General features: G+C 38.2%; 18 protein-coding genes. 5 read left to right on the top strand and 13 right to left on the bottom strand.

The genetic code is table 11. The features are described from left to right. Positions 1-75 precede the first annotated feature (75 nt). The gene (locus AC1RJ8_RS12405) at positions 76-687 is read left to right on the top strand and encodes a hypothetical protein (RefSeq protein ID WP_478359262.1); all 612 of its coding nucleotides are present in this window, start codon (positions 76-78) and stop codon (positions 685-687) included. 380 nt (positions 688-1,067) lie between these two features. On the opposite strand, the gene AC1RJ8_RS12400 is transcribed toward AC1RJ8_RS12405, so the two are convergent. The 4 genes from AC1RJ8_RS12400 to AC1RJ8_RS12385 form a co-directional block, all read right to left on the bottom strand. Continuing rightward, positions 1,068-1,946, bottom strand: coding sequence for a PorP/SprF family type IX secretion system membrane protein (locus AC1RJ8_RS12400; protein WP_492954075.1), 879 nt, complete (start codon positions 1,944-1,946; stop codon positions 1,068-1,070). 13 nt (positions 1,947-1,959) lie between these two features. Beyond that, positions 1,960-2,463 (bottom strand): T9SS type B sorting domain-containing protein, encoded by a 504-nt coding sequence (locus tag AC1RJ8_RS12395; protein ID WP_492954076.1) that lies wholly within the window; start codon positions 2,461-2,463, stop codon positions 1,960-1,962. A 5-nt stretch (positions 2,464-2,468) separates the two neighbouring features. Beyond that, positions 2,469-4,817: a beta strand repeat-containing protein gene (locus AC1RJ8_RS12390; protein WP_492954077.1), complete on the bottom strand. Its 2,349-nt coding sequence runs from the start codon at positions 4,815-4,817 to the stop codon at positions 2,469-2,471. A gap of 279 nt (positions 4,818-5,096) precedes the next feature. After that, positions 5,097-6,440, bottom strand: a complete 1,344-nt coding sequence (locus AC1RJ8_RS12385) for a deoxyguanosinetriphosphate triphosphohydrolase (protein WP_492954078.1) — start codon at positions 6,438-6,440, stop codon at positions 5,097-5,099. Between the two features lie 137 nt (positions 6,441-6,577). Here AC1RJ8_RS12385 and AC1RJ8_RS12380 point away from each other — a divergent pair, with 137 nt between their 5' ends. After that, complete coding sequence (locus tag AC1RJ8_RS12380; protein ID WP_492954079.1) at positions 6,578-7,225, top strand: hypothetical protein; 648 nt, start codon at positions 6,578-6,580, stop codon at positions 7,223-7,225. Between the two features lie 109 nt (positions 7,226-7,334). Continuing rightward, positions 7,335-7,697 (top strand): hypothetical protein, encoded by a 363-nt coding sequence (locus AC1RJ8_RS12375; RefSeq protein ID WP_492954080.1) that lies wholly within the window; start codon positions 7,335-7,337, stop codon positions 7,695-7,697. 481 nt (positions 7,698-8,178) lie between these two features. On the opposite strand, the gene AC1RJ8_RS12370 is transcribed toward AC1RJ8_RS12375, so the two are convergent. The 8 genes from AC1RJ8_RS12370 to AC1RJ8_RS12335 all read right to left on the bottom strand — a co-directional run bounded on the left by AC1RJ8_RS12370 (position 8,179) and on the right by AC1RJ8_RS12335 (position 13,500). Further along, positions 8,179-8,448 (bottom strand): hypothetical protein, encoded by a 270-nt coding sequence (locus AC1RJ8_RS12370; protein ID WP_492954081.1) that lies wholly within the window; start codon positions 8,446-8,448, stop codon positions 8,179-8,181. Between the two features lie 127 nt (positions 8,449-8,575). Beyond that, complete coding sequence (locus AC1RJ8_RS12365) at positions 8,576-8,869, bottom strand: hypothetical protein (RefSeq protein ID WP_492954082.1); 294 nt, start codon at positions 8,867-8,869, stop codon at positions 8,576-8,578. Between the two features lie 51 nt (positions 8,870-8,920). Continuing rightward, the gene (gene rpsJ, locus AC1RJ8_RS12360) at positions 8,921-9,226 is read right to left on the bottom strand and encodes a 30S ribosomal protein S10 (protein WP_008244591.1); all 306 of its coding nucleotides are present in this window, start codon (positions 9,224-9,226) and stop codon (positions 8,921-8,923) included. Positions 9,227-9,362: 136 nt separating this feature from the next. Continuing rightward, complete coding sequence (fusA, locus tag AC1RJ8_RS12355; RefSeq protein WP_086547756.1) at positions 9,363-11,477, bottom strand: elongation factor G; 2,115 nt, start codon at positions 11,475-11,477, stop codon at positions 9,363-9,365. A gap of 129 nt (positions 11,478-11,606) precedes the next feature. Continuing rightward, positions 11,607-12,074 carry a 30S ribosomal protein S7 gene (rpsG, locus tag AC1RJ8_RS12350; RefSeq protein WP_029278632.1) on the bottom strand — a complete coding sequence of 156 codons (468 nt, stop codon included), beginning with the start codon at positions 12,072-12,074 and terminating at the stop codon, positions 11,607-11,609. A 17-nt stretch (positions 12,075-12,091) separates the two neighbouring features. Further along, the gene (gene rpsL, locus AC1RJ8_RS12345; protein ID WP_029278631.1) at positions 12,092-12,505 is read right to left on the bottom strand and encodes a 30S ribosomal protein S12; all 414 of its coding nucleotides are present in this window, start codon (positions 12,503-12,505) and stop codon (positions 12,092-12,094) included. A 340-nt stretch (positions 12,506-12,845) separates the two neighbouring features. Then, on the bottom strand, positions 12,846-13,205 hold the full coding sequence (locus AC1RJ8_RS12340) for a helix-turn-helix domain-containing protein (protein WP_492954083.1): 360 nt from the start codon (positions 13,203-13,205) through the stop codon (positions 12,846-12,848). Beyond that, positions 13,189-13,500, bottom strand: a complete 312-nt coding sequence (locus AC1RJ8_RS12335) for a type II toxin-antitoxin system HigB family toxin (protein ID WP_492954084.1) — start codon at positions 13,498-13,500, stop codon at positions 13,189-13,191. The genes AC1RJ8_RS12340 and AC1RJ8_RS12335 overlap by 17 nt, the downstream gene beginning before the upstream one ends. 177 nt (positions 13,501-13,677) lie before the next feature. Between AC1RJ8_RS12335 and AC1RJ8_RS12330 the strand changes: the two genes are divergently transcribed. After that, positions 13,678-14,583 carry a prohibitin family protein gene (locus tag AC1RJ8_RS12330; protein WP_492954085.1) on the top strand — a complete coding sequence of 302 codons (906 nt, stop codon included), beginning with the start codon at positions 13,678-13,680 and terminating at the stop codon, positions 14,581-14,583. A gap of 18 nt (positions 14,584-14,601) precedes the next feature. Next, positions 14,602-15,174: a rhodanese-like domain-containing protein gene (locus AC1RJ8_RS12325; protein ID WP_492954086.1), complete on the top strand. Its 573-nt coding sequence runs from the start codon at positions 14,602-14,604 to the stop codon at positions 15,172-15,174. Between the two features lie 12 nt (positions 15,175-15,186). Here the strand turns inward: AC1RJ8_RS12325 and AC1RJ8_RS12320 are convergent, their stop codons facing one another. Then, the gene (locus AC1RJ8_RS12320) at positions 15,187-15,645 is read right to left on the bottom strand and encodes a hypothetical protein (RefSeq protein WP_492954087.1); all 459 of its coding nucleotides are present in this window, start codon (positions 15,643-15,645) and stop codon (positions 15,187-15,189) included. Positions 15,646-15,748: the final 103 nt, after the last annotated feature.

Genomic DNA, 15,748 nt, shown 5'->3' with positions numbered 1-15,748 from the left:
AAACCTTAAACAAATTTTATTAACCGGAAAATGGATAAAAATGTAGTTTTACATTCTAACACCTATATTTAAACTATGCAGAAAATTAAACACACCCTATTGTTTTTAGGCGCTATGCTATTTTTAAACGTTGCCTTTGGGCAAACTTTACCTGACACTACCAAAAATACCGACCCATCTCTAAATGGCCAGTATCAGTTCATGTTAAAGAAATCTAAAAGCTTCAACGGCGCAAGGCTGATCAATCCATCACGGTTATCATCTTTATGGAAAAGTGTTAGTGATACGCTAAGAAAAGAACGTAAACAGTTGCAGGAAGCCCGTCAGGAAATTAAAGCACAGGCCGATAACATTTCGAGCTTAAAAGGCGAAGTAAATGGAAAAGAAAGTTCGCTGGCCAATGCCAATGCAGCCGTTAACGAAATTAAATTTTTAGGCATATCTTTTAATAAAGGCACCTATAATACCATTGTTTGGGCCATTATTATTGTACTTGGGGTAGGTTTGGCCTTTGTCATTTTCCAATCGGGTAAATTAAGGCACGAAGCAAAATATAGAACAGAACTTTATCAGGAAGTGGCTGATGAATTTCAGGCGCACAAGGTAAAGGCAAAAGATAAGGAAATGAAACTTGCCCGTGAACTGCAAGACGAGCGTAATAAATGGGACGACGGCCGGGGAAGGTAGTCGAAGACCTTTTAATTAATTGAAAAAACTTACTTTTTTTTTAGAAAGCAGGGCTAGTTGTGCTTCGGTTCCGCTAGCCCCGCCATTCGCTTTACCTCACTGCGTTCAGTGTCCGCTACTGTCGGGTTTATTTGAATATGGGCTTGTACTTGATAGAAAATACCACACGCCTACAACATGAAACGTTCCTACGGAACGAAAAAAATAAAATATTTTTTTTCTACCCACAAGTCGTCCCCATGGGACGAATAATCCATCAAAAGCTACTGGAACTGCTTTCCAAAAAATAACGGTTTAAAATTATTGGATAAATCTGTAGGTACACTTAACAATAGATTTATCCATTCCTTTACACTTCAGTCGAAATGACGATAACACGTTTAATTCTTAATGCTGTACTTTAAGCCCACTTCAAATTCGCCATTGCTATAACTCTGCATTTTTGAAGTATTGGTGGTGTACTGGAACAAAACCGAAAACTGGTTTTTGTAGTTTGCGCCAAAACCCGCGGTAAAACTATTGGTGCTATGATATATACCGTTCAACATCAATTTATTCTCTAAAAACTGAAGGTTTACGCCTGCATCAAAAATACCATCATAATTCTGTACGCCTCTATACACCAATTTTGGTTCAATACTGTTAATTACCTTATCCGTGTTAAATTTATAACCTGCGGCAATAAAATAAATCGATCGGTCTACGACGTTTCTCAGTACATCTCTTTTAAAAAACCGTTTAAGATTAGGTAAAGCTCCCTGCAATGTTAATTTATCGGTGCGGTAAGCTACTCCAAAATCGCCATCCAGATATAACCTGCGATCGTTAAAACTATTCAGCACATCGTCGTCTAAATCGCCTTTGGCTTTACCAAAGTCAATCCATTCATTCATTAGGCCAGCCGACAAACCAAAATCCAAAAAGTTATTCCCGCCGTTTAAAGGTAAATGATAAGCATAAGTTACAGTTGCCCTTGTACGGTTAATGGCTCCAGCACCTTCATTGTAAAAAAGCACACCCAAACCTACTTTATTACCGGCCAGACCGTAATCACCAGTTAAATATTGAATCTTTGGCGCTCCGTCTACCCCGGTCCACTGTGTTTTAAATGCCGCATTTAAATTTAGTCCGGTTTCTAAACCTGCCATTGCCGGGTTGGCCAAAAACTGGTTCTGATAGTAGATGCTCCCCATGGGGTTAAGTTGAGCAAACGCTGGTGCAACAAACAAAAACAACAGCCCCGCCATATAACATTTCATTTTTTTCACACTGTTATTTTTTATATAAGATTGATATAAAACCTTTAATAGAGCCATCTGCTCCTAAATCGAGCATATAATAATAGGTATCCTCTGTAAGTAGCTTTCCGTTAAAGTAGCCATCCCAGTCGTTCTGGTAGCTTTGGGTAGCATAAATCAGCCTTCCTCCCCTATCAAAAATGGATAATTTGTTGTTCGGATACTTTTCCAAGCCCTTAACTACAAAAAAATCATTTTTCCCGTCTCCGTTTGGGGTAAGGATATTATTTACAATGGCCAGGTCGGCTGTGGTCTGTATAATCAGAAAAGGCTGTAAAAACCCTTGGGTCAATGTAATGTTGGCAACCTGAAAAGTTTGTACCAGGGCCATTTCTCCAATACTGAAATCATATAATTGATTATTAATCTTACCGCTGCCACTGGCCAAATTAACTGCATAGGGCAAACTTTGTGCGTTTACACTTGTCTCGAAAAACATCAATAGCAAGAGAACAAACAAATAGGATATTTTTCTCATCGTGTTTAGTTTAAAGAAATCCATGCCGAACCATCGCTTTGAATGGTAAAAGTTTTTGCTCCCGTAATGGTGGTTACATTAGAATCATCATTCAACAAAATAGGATTGTTTAACGTAACATCACCTGATGATAAAGCCTTTACAATTACATAAATTCTTCCTTTACAGCTCGAGGCTGTTGGAAGATTAACACTTACCGCCGAACCAGCATTTTTTATCCTTACTGTGTAATGGCTGCCATCGAGCGTTAGTGCGCCTGTGGCCGTATAGGTTAAAACACTTGCTGCAACAGAACCATTAATGTTTAAAGTACTGGCATTTGCCGGGGCATAAGCTACAGAAGATGGAGCGGCAGTTCCATTAATGGTTAATGCGCCACCATTTGCTGCAAAATCGCCAGCAATTAAAGGGTATGAGGTATTGGAGTTAGCGACCACCAGGGTATTATTTGCATTAGTGTTATTAGCGGCGGCATTGCTTCCGATAAAAACATTCCCTGCCCCGTTGTTTTTCGAACCAGCGGCATAGCCCAATGCTGTATTATTGTCGCCATTACTGGCTTCAAGTGCCAAACTTCCGATAGCCGTATTTGAGATACCGGTTCTATTCGCCATTAGGGTATGTGTACCAATTGCTGTATTATTAGAACCAACGGTATTAATGGCTAAGGCCTGCGAGCCAAAGCCGCTGTTGTTAATAGCACTAAAACTCCGCTGTAACACCAGGTAACCAAAAGCACTGTTTTCGTAACCTGAAATGTTAACAGATAGTGCTTCGCGGCCAAATGCACTGTTGTAAAAGCCGGATACATTAGCAGTAAGTGTTTTATAACCGTAAGAAATATTGCTTTCGGATGAGTTGCCTAAACGGCCAGACTTTAAACCATTAACCAAAAAGTTAATGGCTACGTCATCAGTATTGCCCAGGAAATTATTATTTTGATCGGTACTACCCGTATTCCCTTTTAATGCCCAGGCATTGGCATTTGCAAATAATGTCCTGCTGATTAATTCGGGTTTACCGGTTGTTGCATTGGTGATATACACTTTATTTGCATCGCTTACCCCATCAGTAGTTAATTTAGCCACTGTAACTGAAGCATCAGCAAGTTTTGGTGTAGTTACCGATCCATCGGCCAGTTGAAGCGTATTTACCGCCAAATCGTCGATATTAATATTCTTAACTTCCTTGTTCCCGATTTTTACAGAGGTTACCGCAGCGTCAGCCAGTTTAGGAGTACTTACCGATCCATCGGCCAGCTGTAATGTATTAACAGCAGCATCGTTTATATTAATATTCTTAACTTCTTTGTTTCCAATTTTTACAGAGCTTACTGCAGCGTCGGCTAATTTTGCTGTTGTTACTGCCCCATCTGCCAGTTTAAGCGTGCTAACCGCCCCTGCGTTGATATCAATTACCACATCTTTCAATAAAGCAGTAGCGCCATTAGCACTAATACTCAAATCAGTTGAAGTTAACGCCTTAGCGCCAGACAGTTGGCTTACATCCAATGTTACTGGTTTCCATGCAGCCCCATCGAATAGGAGCACCTGGTTATTGGCTGGCGAAGTGGCATTTAATGTTTTTCCCTGAAGATTAGCTAATGTAGGATTTGGATAATTCCCTGTTAAATCACCGCCAGCTACGCCTGTTGAAGGACCAACCGGGCCTACGTCACCTTTATCCCCCTTATCGCCTTTTACGCCAGGTATACCCTGCAAACCTTGTAATCCGGTAGCTCCTGTTGCACCTATATCTCCTTTCGCTCCCTGTGGACCTGTTGCACCCACTGCGCCTTGTGCACCTGCAGCACCAGTTAAGCCTATTGGCCCCTGAGGACCGGTTGCTCCTGTAGCTCCCGCCGGGCCTTGTGGACCTGCAATGCCTGCAATACCTTGTGCACCAGCAGGACCGGCTACACCCGGATCGCCTTTGGCTCCGGTTGGCCCATTAGCGGCGTAAAGTGCGTATGGAACACTTAGTAATTGTGCTGTACCAGCCAAACTAAAATTTGTACCGTTATCAGGATCAATTTCAACCTTAACAAACTTTAATCCACTTGCCCAGGTTACTCCAGCTATTGTGCCGTTAACCGAGCCTGCACCAGTAGCCCCAATTGCCAATGCGTATAAACCTAACGCATTGGTTGTTACATTTCTTACCTCCGAATACTGAACGGTTCCGGTTGAAGATCCATCTAAAATGCTAATCCGCAGGGCTATATTTTTATTGGCCAGTGGGGTACCATTGGCATTTCTTGCCGCTCCTTGATAGTTAAATTGTTGTGGGGCTTGCGCTTTAACAGCCAAGGTGAAGCCCATGCTTAACAAAGCAATTAGTAAAAGTTTTTTCATGAATCGGGATGAGATGTAAAGCGTTAGACTTAAAAAATAAGAGAGCCTAACGATCAAATCTAACAATTAGTGCAAGCCGCTCCATTCGCTTTACACGAAATACTAATTACAAATACTAAAACGATTTTAAAGAACTACAAATCAACTACTTAAATAAAATTTAATTTCATAATTTTACACAAACACCCAATTTAAGACCGATTTAATCCTCAAAATCAGAAGAAAACAGGGTGAGCCAGTAATTAATCGAACATAAATAGTAAAAGCCAGAATTTATCTTTAGGTTTCCGAAGGGAAGGATATTCCCTTAATATTACGGTATAGATCAACTGCGTACAGATCGGTCATACCCGAAACGAAATCTAATACACTCTGTATGATAGAATATATATCAGTTAAATCGGTATGATATTGTTTAGGAATAAGTTTAACCAGTTTTTTGTAATAGTGTGTATTGTTGTGGATTAATGCAGGAACAAACTCTTCCAATAAACCGGCCATGATTTTATATCCAGCCACTTCTTTTTGTATTACCGATGAGAAATTGTAGATACGCTCAACAGAAATTTTTTCTACGGCTTTCCAGGCAGAAATATAAGGCTCGGGCAATAAATCAGTTAAACTTTGATTAAGCTCACCTTTCAATAATTTTTCTTGCTCCCTAAAAAATATACCTGCGCATTGGTTGGTTAATGTGTTAATTGCTTTTGCCCTTAGCAGACCGATTTTTGCATCGTCGTCTTCATAATCATTTTTTAGACGTTCTTCTATAGTGGTAGAGTTGGCAAAAGGCAACAGATAACTTTTTACTTCTTCGTAGGAAAGAATCTTTAAACGGTGTGCATCTTCCAAATCAATGATGCTGTAACAGATATCATCGGCAGCCTCCACCAGATAAACCAAGGGGTGGCGTTTGTAAATGAGGTATTCGCCTTCTTCTTTGTCCAAATTGAGTTCGGCCGCTATCTTTTTAAAAGTTTCTTCTTCTGATTGAAAGAAACCGTATTTCTTACGGTGTAGCACTCCCTTTTGTTTACCCGCAATTGAGGCGCAAGGGTATTTTGCAATCGAAGCCAAGGTAGAATAGGTTAACGCATAAGCATCATTGCCTTTTCCTTTTAGCGGATGGGTAAGAATCCGGATGGCGTTTGCATTACCTTCAAAATTAATTAAATCGTGCCACTGCGATGCGTTCATTTCTTTCTGATAAACTTTCCCATCGCCATCGGTAAAATACCGTGAAATAGCGGCTTCACCCGAGTGCCCAAAAGCTGGGTTTCCCAGATCATGCGCCAGTGCAGCAGCAGCCACAATATTACCTACTTCATTAATTAATGGAACATCTTTAATCAGTTGCGGTTGTTGCTCTTCTACACTTTTTAAAAAAATATTAGCCATAGAGCGGGCTACACTGGCCACCTCTAAACTATGCGTTAACCGGTTATGTACAAAAACACTTCCTGGCAATGGGAAAACCTGGGTTTTATTCTGCAATCTTCTAAAAGGAGACGAAAAAATCAACCGATCATAATCACGCTGAAAATCTGACCGTGCCCGATCTGTGCTGGCACCATATTGTTCTTGTCCGTATCTCTTATTCGAAAGTAAATATTTCCACTCCATTTATCCCTTTGGCATTTAAAATTTGGCGCAAGTTAAACAAAACGCGAAAATGGTTAAGCATAAAGACTCAGGTAAAATTTATATTATATCAATTAAAAGATATTTTTATATTCGCTACTAAATTAAACAAACAAATAATGAAGAAAATCTTATTAACGCTCGCTATCTTGTGCTGCTTTACGGTTTTAACCAAAGCGCAATTTGAAGGCTCGAAGCAAATTTTTGAAAGTCCAAAACTAAAGGAAACAATCAAAACACAAAAAACTGTAGCCATTTTACCTTTCGAGGTAAAAATTTCTTACCGGAAACAACCAAAAAACTTCAGTGCAGAAGGAAACAAAAGCCAGGAAGAGTCGATGGCAAGATCGATACAGGCCAGTATGTACACCTTTTTGTTAAGGAAAGCGTCTGACTATACCGTAACTTTCCAGGATGTTGACAAAACAAACATCTTATTAAAAAAAGCAGGTGTTTTAGGTAAGTTAGACGAAACAACTAAAGATGAACTGGCCAAAATACTTGGTGTTGATGCCGTTATCGGTGGACGTTTTGAAACTGAACAAACCAAATCTGAAGCTGGTGCAATCGCCTCAGCTGTTTTATTTGGTGGCTTTGGAGGAAAATCTGGAACAGGCACCATGTTCTTAACCATAAACAATGGAGCGGACGGAGAATTATTATGGCGTTTCTTTAAAACGATGGACGATTCCATTATGAGCTCTACTGATGATATGGTAGAACGGATGATGCGAAAAATATCACGGAATTTCCCATATAAAAGTTAAAACGAAGGCAGATAGAAATATCTGCCTTTTTTGTTATTACCTATTTTTTGATTTATCCCGATTCAAACTATTTAGTCTGCGTTCTGTTTATTCATAAAGCGATAATACTATGAAAACGAACATATATAACAAGGAAGAGCATATTGAAGGTTATGTAGGATCAGGTGATGAGCAATCAGAAAAATCTGATGTACAAAAAGCTTACGAAGAAGGCAACAACACCGACGTAGTAACCAGTTATGGCAAAGAACCGAGCGAACTGATTAAGGGAAATCCTTTAGCCAAAGACGGCCGGGATAATTCTGGCACACAAGGTAAAGATTCTCTCAGCGACGATGCCTACAACAGTTCAGATAAAAACCCAACCGTACAGAGCGCTGCAAGCCATACTGGAAGTTCTTCCGACGATTTTAAAACGAATACCAGCATTAATGAGGCTGATGAAAACCATGCTTTAAATACAGGAATATAAACAGATAATTATGGGACTATTAAAATATGCCATTTTAAGTGCAGCAGCAGTATATGGTTTTAAGTATGCCACAAAAAAAGCGGGTAACTGACGGTAAATCGTTGATTGATGACTTTAAGGAAAAAGCTCCAGAATACGTAGAGAAGATTAAGAATTATTCTGAAAAAATAAGACAGGATTATCGGCAAACAAGTGATTTATACTGACAATTAATCGAGTGTAGAAATACACATTAAATTGACATATATCAATATATTAATAGCGAAAGTGTTGTAAATTGGCGATAAGTTCTTGAAATTTGCAGCCCTGTAGGATTCGCGACAAAGATTAACTAAAAAAAATCAGAGACTAAAGATTTAAGGGCATTTGCTTCTTGATTAACGCATTTCAGTTGTGGAATCCTAATTAATTTCCATCTACCGGAAAATGCATAAATTTTATAAAGGGACTATTCTATATGGATAGTCTCTTTATAACTAGATCATAAATCTTTTCCGCTCAAACCTTTCTCGTTATTCTTGTTTCTGTTTCCAATGTCTTCACCCTGACTTAAATTCGAATTATTTAAATTTTCATTTACGGCATGTGTAGGATCATTTTCTGTTTTCAATAAATGCGCCTCATCTGGCTGATCTTTACGCTTAAAATCAGCTCGTTTATGCCCGTAAGTAGCCTCTCCATTATCCCATTCAATATCTTCCTCACTGCGGTTAATCTCCGAATTAGGATCGATATTTTTATTTTCATTCATTTCCATAGCATTATATTTTTTATAGATACTTCTTATTTAACAACAATTGGTACAATAAAAAAGTTTAATCGGGCATTGCTATATAAATCGCAGCCTTTTGCTTTTTTAACCAAATCCCACCATCAATTTACTTTACGCCTTTACTTTGGTCTATCGCTGTACTACTATCCAAATCATCTTTAGATGATCCATTTTCATCACGATGCTTTGGTGGATTTTCCATTCTACTTTCTTCCAGTTCAGAAAAATCACCATCTTTTTGATTGGCCACTTCGCCATGCGAGGAAGGTTTTTCTTTCAGTGCTTCTTTAGGATCTGCAAAATCCTGTCCTTCAACTGGTAATCCTTCGTGCTTTTTATCTTCCTTAGTCATATCAGTACAACCAGCCAGCGCTGCTTTTGTTTTAGGATTTGAAAGCATAAAAAAAGGCCCCGATTTGCATCGGGGCCTTTTCTGTTCTTTTAAAATCAATTAAACTTTGATTTCAACTTCAACACCGCTAGGTAATTCAAGTTTCATTAAAGCATCAACTGTTTTAGAGTTAGAGCTATAAATATCCAATAAACGTTTGTAAGCGCATAATTGGAACTGCTCTCTAGCTTTTTTGTTTACGTGCGGAGAACGTAAAACAGTAAAGATTTTTTTCTCTGTAGGAAGTGGAATTGGTCCACTTACAACTGCACCCGTAGGCTTAACAGTTTTTACGATTTTCTCAGCAGATTTATCTACTAAGTTGTAATCGTAAGATTTTAATTTAATTCTGATTCTTTGGCTCATCTTATTTTTAATTATGGTTTCCTGTTAGAGCTATTAACAACAGAAACCGGATTTATCTTTTTAGTAGCGAGTATTAGTATCGAGTATCAAGACTGATAATCCATCTTGATACTTGATACCTTTATCTTAATACTAATTAATCTTCAGATTTTACTCTTCCTTTAGATTTAGCAACTACTTCATCCTGTACGTTTTTAGGCGCAGCTTCATAGTGGTCAAATTCCATTGTAGAAGTTGCACGGCCTGAAGTGATTGTACGTAACTGCGTTACATAACCAAACATTTCAGAAAGCGGCACAGTAGCTTTAATTACTTGAGATCCATTACGGGTATCCATACCTAATAATTGACCACGACGACGGTTCATATCACCGATCACATCACCCATGTTTTCTTCAGGGGTTAAGATTTCGATTTTCATGATTGGCTCCATCAAAGTAGGTTTACATTTAGGTAAAGCCTCACGATATGCCATACGGGCAGCAAGCTCGAATGATAAAGCATCTGAATCGACTGCGTGGAATGAACCATCAATCAAACGTACTTTCATATCAGGAAGCGGATAACCAGCTAATACACCATTAGCCATTGCAGCAGCAAATCCTTTTTCTACTGAAGGAATAAATTCACGTGGAATTGAACCACCTGTAATTTCGTTTACGAACTGTAAACCACCTTTTTCGAAATCAGCATCAATTGGTGAAATAACTACCTGGATATCGGCAAATTTACCACGACCACCAGATTGTTTTTTATATGTTTCACGGTGTTGAGTACTACCAAAAATTGCTTCTTTGTAAGCTACTTGTGGCGCACCTTGGTTAACCTCTACTTTAAATTCGCGTTTTAAACGGTCAATTAAAATATCTAAGTGTAACTCACCCATACCAGAGATAACAGTTTGACCAGTTTCCTGATCAGTCTGAACCCTGAATGTAGGATCTTCTTCAGCTAATTTAGCTAAGCCCATACCTAATTTATCAACATCAGCTTGAGTTTTAGGCTCAATAGCTAAACCGATAACTGGCTCAGGGAAGTTCATAGACTCAAGAACGATTGGGTTTTTCTCTTCACAAAGTGTATCACCAGTTTTGATATCTTTAAATCCTACTACCGCAGCAATATCACCAGCAGCCACATTAGGCACAGGGTTTTGCTTGTTAGCGTGCATTTGGAAGATACGAGAAATACGCTCTTTACTTTCTGAACGTGTGTTATACACGTAAGAACCAGCTTCTAAGTTACCCGAATAAACGCGGATAAAACATAAACGGCCTACGAATGGGTCAGTTGCAATTTTAAATGCTAAAGCTGCAAATGGCTCATTGATACTTGGTTTTAATAAAACTTCAGCACCTGTATCTGGGTTAGTACCTGTAACACCTTCTGAATCAAGAGGTGAAGGCAATAATTCCATCACATAATCCAACATGGTTTGAACACCTTTGTTTTTGAAAGATGAACCACAAACCATAGGAACGATTTTAGCATCTAAAACAGCTGCACGTAAAGCATCTAAAATTTCGCGTTCGGTGATTGAATTTGGATCTTCGAAGAATTTCTCCATTAAAGACTCATCATAATCAGCAACTGATTCTAGTAATTTCTCTCTCCACTCAGCAACTTCGTCTAACATATCTTCTGGGATTGGCACTTCAGTAAAGGTCATACCTTTATCATGCTCATTCCAAACGATACCACGGTTGTTGATCAAATCAACCACACCTTTAAAGTTATCTTCAGAACCGATAGGTAATTGTAATGGAACTGCATTACTACCTAACATATCTTTAACTTGTTTAACAACTTTTAAGAAGTCAGCTCCAGAACGGTCCATTTTGTTAACGAAACCGATACGGGCAACATTATAGTTGTTAGCCAAACGCCAGTTGGTTTCTGATTGAGGCTCAACACCATCAACTGCAGAAAACAAGAACACTAAACCATCTAATACGCGTAACGAACGGTTTACCTCAACGGTAAAATCCACGTGTCCTGGTGTATCGATAATGTTCATGTGGTAAGCCTGACCTCTGTATTTCCACTCAACCGTAGTTGCAGCAGAAGTGATCGTGATACCACGCTCTTGCTCTTGTGCCATCCAGTCCATTGTTGCAGCACCTTCGTGCACTTCACCAATTTTATGACTTACACCAGCATAATAAAGAATACGCTCAGTTGTTGTAGTTTTACCCGCATCAATGTGAGCCGCGATTCCAATATTTCTTGTAAATTTTAAATCTCTTGCCATGTTATGTTTTTGATTTATCTGATTTTAAATGATTACACCGATTATGTTAAAACAAATCGGTGTAATTTATCTAATCAGTATAATCTTCTAATTAAATCTGTGTAATCTTACTAATCTGTTAATCCTAAATTAGAATCTGAAGTGAGAGAACGCTTTGTTAGCCTCAGCCATTTTGTGCGTATCTTCTTTCTTCTTAACAGCAGCACCTTCACCTTTAGCAGCAGCTACGATTTCACCAGCTAATTTCTCTTTCATGGTTTTTTCGCCACGTTTACGAGCGTATAAAATTAACCATTTCATACCTAAAGCTGTTTTACGCTCTGGTCTAACCTCAGTTGGAACCTGGAAGTTAGCACCACCAACACGACGAGATTTAACCTCTACAGCTGGCATAATGTTAGTTAAAGCACGTTTAAAGATCTCTAAACCGTTTTCACCTGCTTTTTTCTCAGCAATTTCAACAGCATCGTAAAAAATTGAATAAGCGATAGATTTTTTTCCATCGTACATCATATTGTTTACAAAACGAGTTACCTGAACATCATTAAATTTTGGATCAGGAAGAATAATTCTCTTTTTTGGTTTTGACTTTCTCATTTCTTATTTCCTCCCGATTATTTCTTTTTACCTTTTGTTGGTGCCGCAACTACCTGTCCTGGTTTAGGACGTTTAGTACCATATTTAGAACGACGTTGGTTACGACCAGCTACACCTGATGTATCTAATGCACCACGGATGATGTGGTAACGTACACCTGGTAAATCTTTAACACGACCACCACGGATCAATACGATTGAGTGCTCCTGTAAGTTGTGACCTTCCCCAGGAATGTAAGCATTCACCTCTTTACCGTTCGTTAAACGAACACGGGCTACTTTACGCATTGCTGAGTTTGGTTTTTTAGGGGTAGTGGTGTACACACGTGTACATACACCTCTTCGCTGTGGACAGCTGTCCAACGCTGGAGACTTACTCTTGAACTCCAGTGCTACTCTACCTTTTCTAACTAATTGTTGAATGGTTGGCATTGTGCTTTTTTATGTTTTTTTATTAAAAAATTTACCGCTCCCCCGGCATCCTTGCAGATAGCCCATAAAACGGACTGCAAAAGTAGAACAATTCTTTTTAAAAATCAAGGGGTTAGCGTAAAAAGTTTTCAGTTGGCAATTATCAGTTTTCAATTGAAAATTAAGGAGTTGCAGTTCAGTTTGCAGTTTTGAGTTTTCAGCCAAAGGTTTTCTCCCCAAACTCTTTGGCGTGCTCGTCAAGCTGAACCTTTTTTAGTATCTAATTTAGGTGTTTAAATACTTTTTGGAAAGCAGTTGTAGCAATCTTGGCTTAGTTTGAGCGTTTTAGATAAAAAATAGCTTAATAAGCACTAATCAAACTACTGGCCGGAATATTCAAAATCTCATGTAATTTTCTAATCATACTTAAACTGAGTTTGCGCTTACCGCTCAATATTTCAGATTGGCGACTGCGGGCACCTAAAATTTTAGATAGCTCACTTGGCGCTTTACCCAATTGTTCTAACCTAAATTTGATGGCTTCAATTGGTGATGGAGGTGCAATTGGATAATGACTTTCTTCGTAATGTTCTATTAATAATGTTAACAAATCCAATTCATCAGCTTGCTCGGTATCTAAATCAAGATCTTTTTGCATCAACAAGTAGGCCCTTTCTAAAGCCAACTCATACTCATTCTCGGTTTTAATTACTTTTAACATATTTTACCTCCTCCACATTAATTTTATCATAATTAGCATGCGTGCCAATCCAAACTATAAAAACAATTTTTAATTTAAATTCTATATCGGCAACCAACCTATAATCGTTACCCTTAATGTTAAATACGAACCGTTTACCTGTTATTACATCTGCAGTTGCATACAACTTAATTACGTCTGCAGGCATATTCCAATCTTGCTCAACAACCTCACCGTACCAAGCCTCTAAACTAGCCTTGGCGGCGCTGTGTTTCTTGTAATATTCAACAAGTGTCTTTTTAGCAATAATCCGCATGCACAAATATATTACCAAAATGGTAACAAAAACAAATTTATTTCATTACCTCATAATTTCATGAGACTAATTAGACACTATCACAGAAGTTATATCTGTTAGTAATGGGTTAAATACATAACTGTTTTTTCACACCATTATATTAAATACTTTATCTTTAATAAAAATCTAAATTATATGTTCTTAAGTATCGTTGGAATTATTATCATTTTTATCGGCTATGCAGTATCAAGCCAAAATAATCTGGTTGGCCGTTACAGCAATATCACCAAAATTATCGGTGTAGTACTGGTCATCATCGGCTTATCTTTCTCTATGTTTAAAGTTATTGATGCTGGTGAAGTTGGCGTCAAAACCGTTTTCGGAAAGGTAGATAATGAAGTTTTATATAGCGGCCTAAATGTAATTAATCCTATAGCGGTAATTACCCCATTTGATGTTAAAACACAAAACTACACCATGTCTGGCGTGCATGATGAGGGCAATAAACAAACTGATGATGCTTTACGTGTTTTATCGGCAGATGGCCTGGAGGTCATTATTGATCTTTCGGTACTCTTCAGGGTAAAGGGGAGTGCCGCTCCAAATATCTTAAGGGAAATAGGCACCGACTATCTGGAAAAGATTGTACGCCCGGTTTCCCGTACTGCCATACGCGATAATGCTGTTGCTTACGATGCCGTTGCATTGTACTCGAGTAAACGGGATGAATTTCAATCGAAAATATTTAATACCATAGAGAAGAGTTTTGCCAAAAGAGGTTTAGAGTTAGAGCAGCTTTTGGTGCGTAACATTACTTTACCTGCATCAGTAAAAGCAAGTATCGAATCGAAAATAAACGCAGAACAAGATGCACAAAAGATGACATTTGTACTCCAAAAAGAACGCCAGGAAGCAGAACGGAAAAGAGTAGAAGCGCAGGGAATTGCCGATTATCAGCGGATCCTTTCAACAGGTTTAAGCGATCGCCAGCTCCAATACGAATCTATATTGGCTCAAAAAGAAATTGCAAAATCTGCCAATACCAAAGTTATTATTATGGGTAATGGCAAAAGTGCACCAATTATTTTAGGTGGAAATTAATATTCAAGTGTTCCAAAAATGAAAACAAAAATTATCACCATCATATGCTGTAGTGTTGCATACCTATGTAATGCACAAACTTCTTCAACTATTAAAAGAAAGGCCAATGTAGATTTTGATGCTTACGAAAAACTTATTCCTGAGGTTAAAGCCCATCGTAAAGGTAGGCTCGTAGATTTACCAACTTTTTTAAAAATGGCTGAAGAGAAAGGCACTATTATTTTAGATACACGTTCTGACAGTCTATTTAAACGCAAACATATTAAGGGTGCCATTCATTTAAATTTTTCTGATTTCACACAACAAAATCTGTTAAGGATTATACCAAATGCGGATACGAAAATATTAATCTATTGCAATAATAATTTTATAGATGACCAGGCAAATTTTGCCAGTAAAGTAGTTGTGCCTGTTTTGATAAAGAAAAAAATAGCCCCAATTTCATTGGCCTTAAATATTCCTACTTATATTAATCTATATGGCTATGGTTATAGAAATGTATATGAGCTCTCCGAACTGGTAAGCACACGGGATAAACGAATAACCTTTGAAGGAACCGAAATCAGAAGTGCTATTGTTAAGGCACGATGATAAAGTTAAAACTTAATTACAATCCTTAAAACTATCTTTCAAAACCTTCAGCCGCGCAACTGCAGCTTCTAATTCTTTTGGTGCTTTACCATACTCGTAAGTAATTTTATATTGTTTGCCATCGGCATTAATGGCAATCCACTCTGCTCCTCCATCAGCACAATCAGGACAGCCAATTACTTCAGGCAGGGCCGAAATCTTCTCCAAATTCAATTCTTTTTTGATCGCATTTATATCAGCTTCAGAGATTGTTTTGCTACAGGTTTTGGTATCAGCTGTTTGCCCGTTTTTCGATTTAGAAAAAGTAAGTTTCAGGTCGCTAATGAGTAAATTATTGGAACAATAGCCTACACACATCCCAAACGACGATCCATAACCAATACTGTTTAGGGTTTTAATGTCGCCTTTTTTACATGCCGAAAAGGACAGGGTTATCAAAATTGCAAAAATGAGTGGTAAAGTTCTTTTCATATGTTGAGGTTTACAAACAAGCCTATTCTATCCCGAAGATACAAATATCGTACTACATAGAGCTAAACTAATCTCCGCAACAAACAACTATTTCAACACCAGG

The sequence above is a fragment of the Pedobacter sp. GW822-FHT03F06 genome (assembly GCF_058801365.1).
Note: the sequence above shows the minus strand (reverse complement) of the source record. Positions and strands in the feature narration are given on the sequence as shown.

Excerpts from the sequence above, each read along its gene's own strand:
- AC1RJ8_RS12405 (WP_478359262.1), top strand. The coding sequence starts at position 76 with ATGCAGAAAATTAAACACACCCTATTGTTTTTAGGCGCTATGCTATTT.
- AC1RJ8_RS12400 (WP_492954075.1), bottom strand. The coding sequence starts at position 1,946 with ATGAAATGTTATATGGCGGGGCTGTTGTTTTTGTTTGTTGCACCAGCG.
- AC1RJ8_RS12395 (WP_492954076.1), bottom strand. The coding sequence starts at position 2,463 with ATGAGAAAAATATCCTATTTGTTTGTTCTCTTGCTATTGATGTTTTTC.
- AC1RJ8_RS12390 (WP_492954077.1), bottom strand. The coding sequence starts at position 4,817 with ATGAAAAAACTTTTACTAATTGCTTTGTTAAGCATGGGCTTCACCTTG.
- AC1RJ8_RS12385 (WP_492954078.1), bottom strand. The coding sequence starts at position 6,440 with ATGGAGTGGAAATATTTACTTTCGAATAAGAGATACGGACAAGAACAA.
- AC1RJ8_RS12380 (WP_492954079.1), top strand. The coding sequence starts at position 6,578 with ATGAAGAAAATCTTATTAACGCTCGCTATCTTGTGCTGCTTTACGGTT.
- AC1RJ8_RS12375 (WP_492954080.1), top strand. The coding sequence starts at position 7,335 with ATGAAAACGAACATATATAACAAGGAAGAGCATATTGAAGGTTATGTA.
- AC1RJ8_RS12370 (WP_492954081.1), bottom strand. The coding sequence starts at position 8,448 with ATGAATGAAAATAAAAATATCGATCCTAATTCGGAGATTAACCGCAGT.
- AC1RJ8_RS12365 (WP_492954082.1), bottom strand. The coding sequence starts at position 8,869 with ATGCTTTCAAATCCTAAAACAAAAGCAGCGCTGGCTGGTTGTACTGAT.
- rpsJ (WP_008244591.1), bottom strand. The coding sequence starts at position 9,226 with ATGAGCCAAAGAATCAGAATTAAATTAAAATCTTACGATTACAACTTA.
- fusA (WP_086547756.1), bottom strand. The coding sequence starts at position 11,477 with ATGGCAAGAGATTTAAAATTTACAAGAAATATTGGAATCGCGGCTCAC.
- rpsG (WP_029278632.1), bottom strand. The coding sequence starts at position 12,074 with ATGAGAAAGTCAAAACCAAAAAAGAGAATTATTCTTCCTGATCCAAAA.
- rpsL (WP_029278631.1), bottom strand. The coding sequence starts at position 12,505 with ATGCCAACCATTCAACAATTAGTTAGAAAAGGTAGAGTAGCACTGGAG.
- AC1RJ8_RS12340 (WP_492954083.1), bottom strand. The coding sequence starts at position 13,205 with ATGTTAAAAGTAATTAAAACCGAGAATGAGTATGAGTTGGCTTTAGAA.
- AC1RJ8_RS12335 (WP_492954084.1), bottom strand. The coding sequence starts at position 13,500 with ATGCGGATTATTGCTAAAAAGACACTTGTTGAATATTACAAGAAACAC.
- AC1RJ8_RS12330 (WP_492954085.1), top strand. The coding sequence starts at position 13,678 with ATGTTCTTAAGTATCGTTGGAATTATTATCATTTTTATCGGCTATGCA.
- AC1RJ8_RS12325 (WP_492954086.1), top strand. The coding sequence starts at position 14,602 with ATGAAAACAAAAATTATCACCATCATATGCTGTAGTGTTGCATACCTA.
- AC1RJ8_RS12320 (WP_492954087.1), bottom strand. The coding sequence starts at position 15,645 with ATGAAAAGAACTTTACCACTCATTTTTGCAATTTTGATAACCCTGTCC.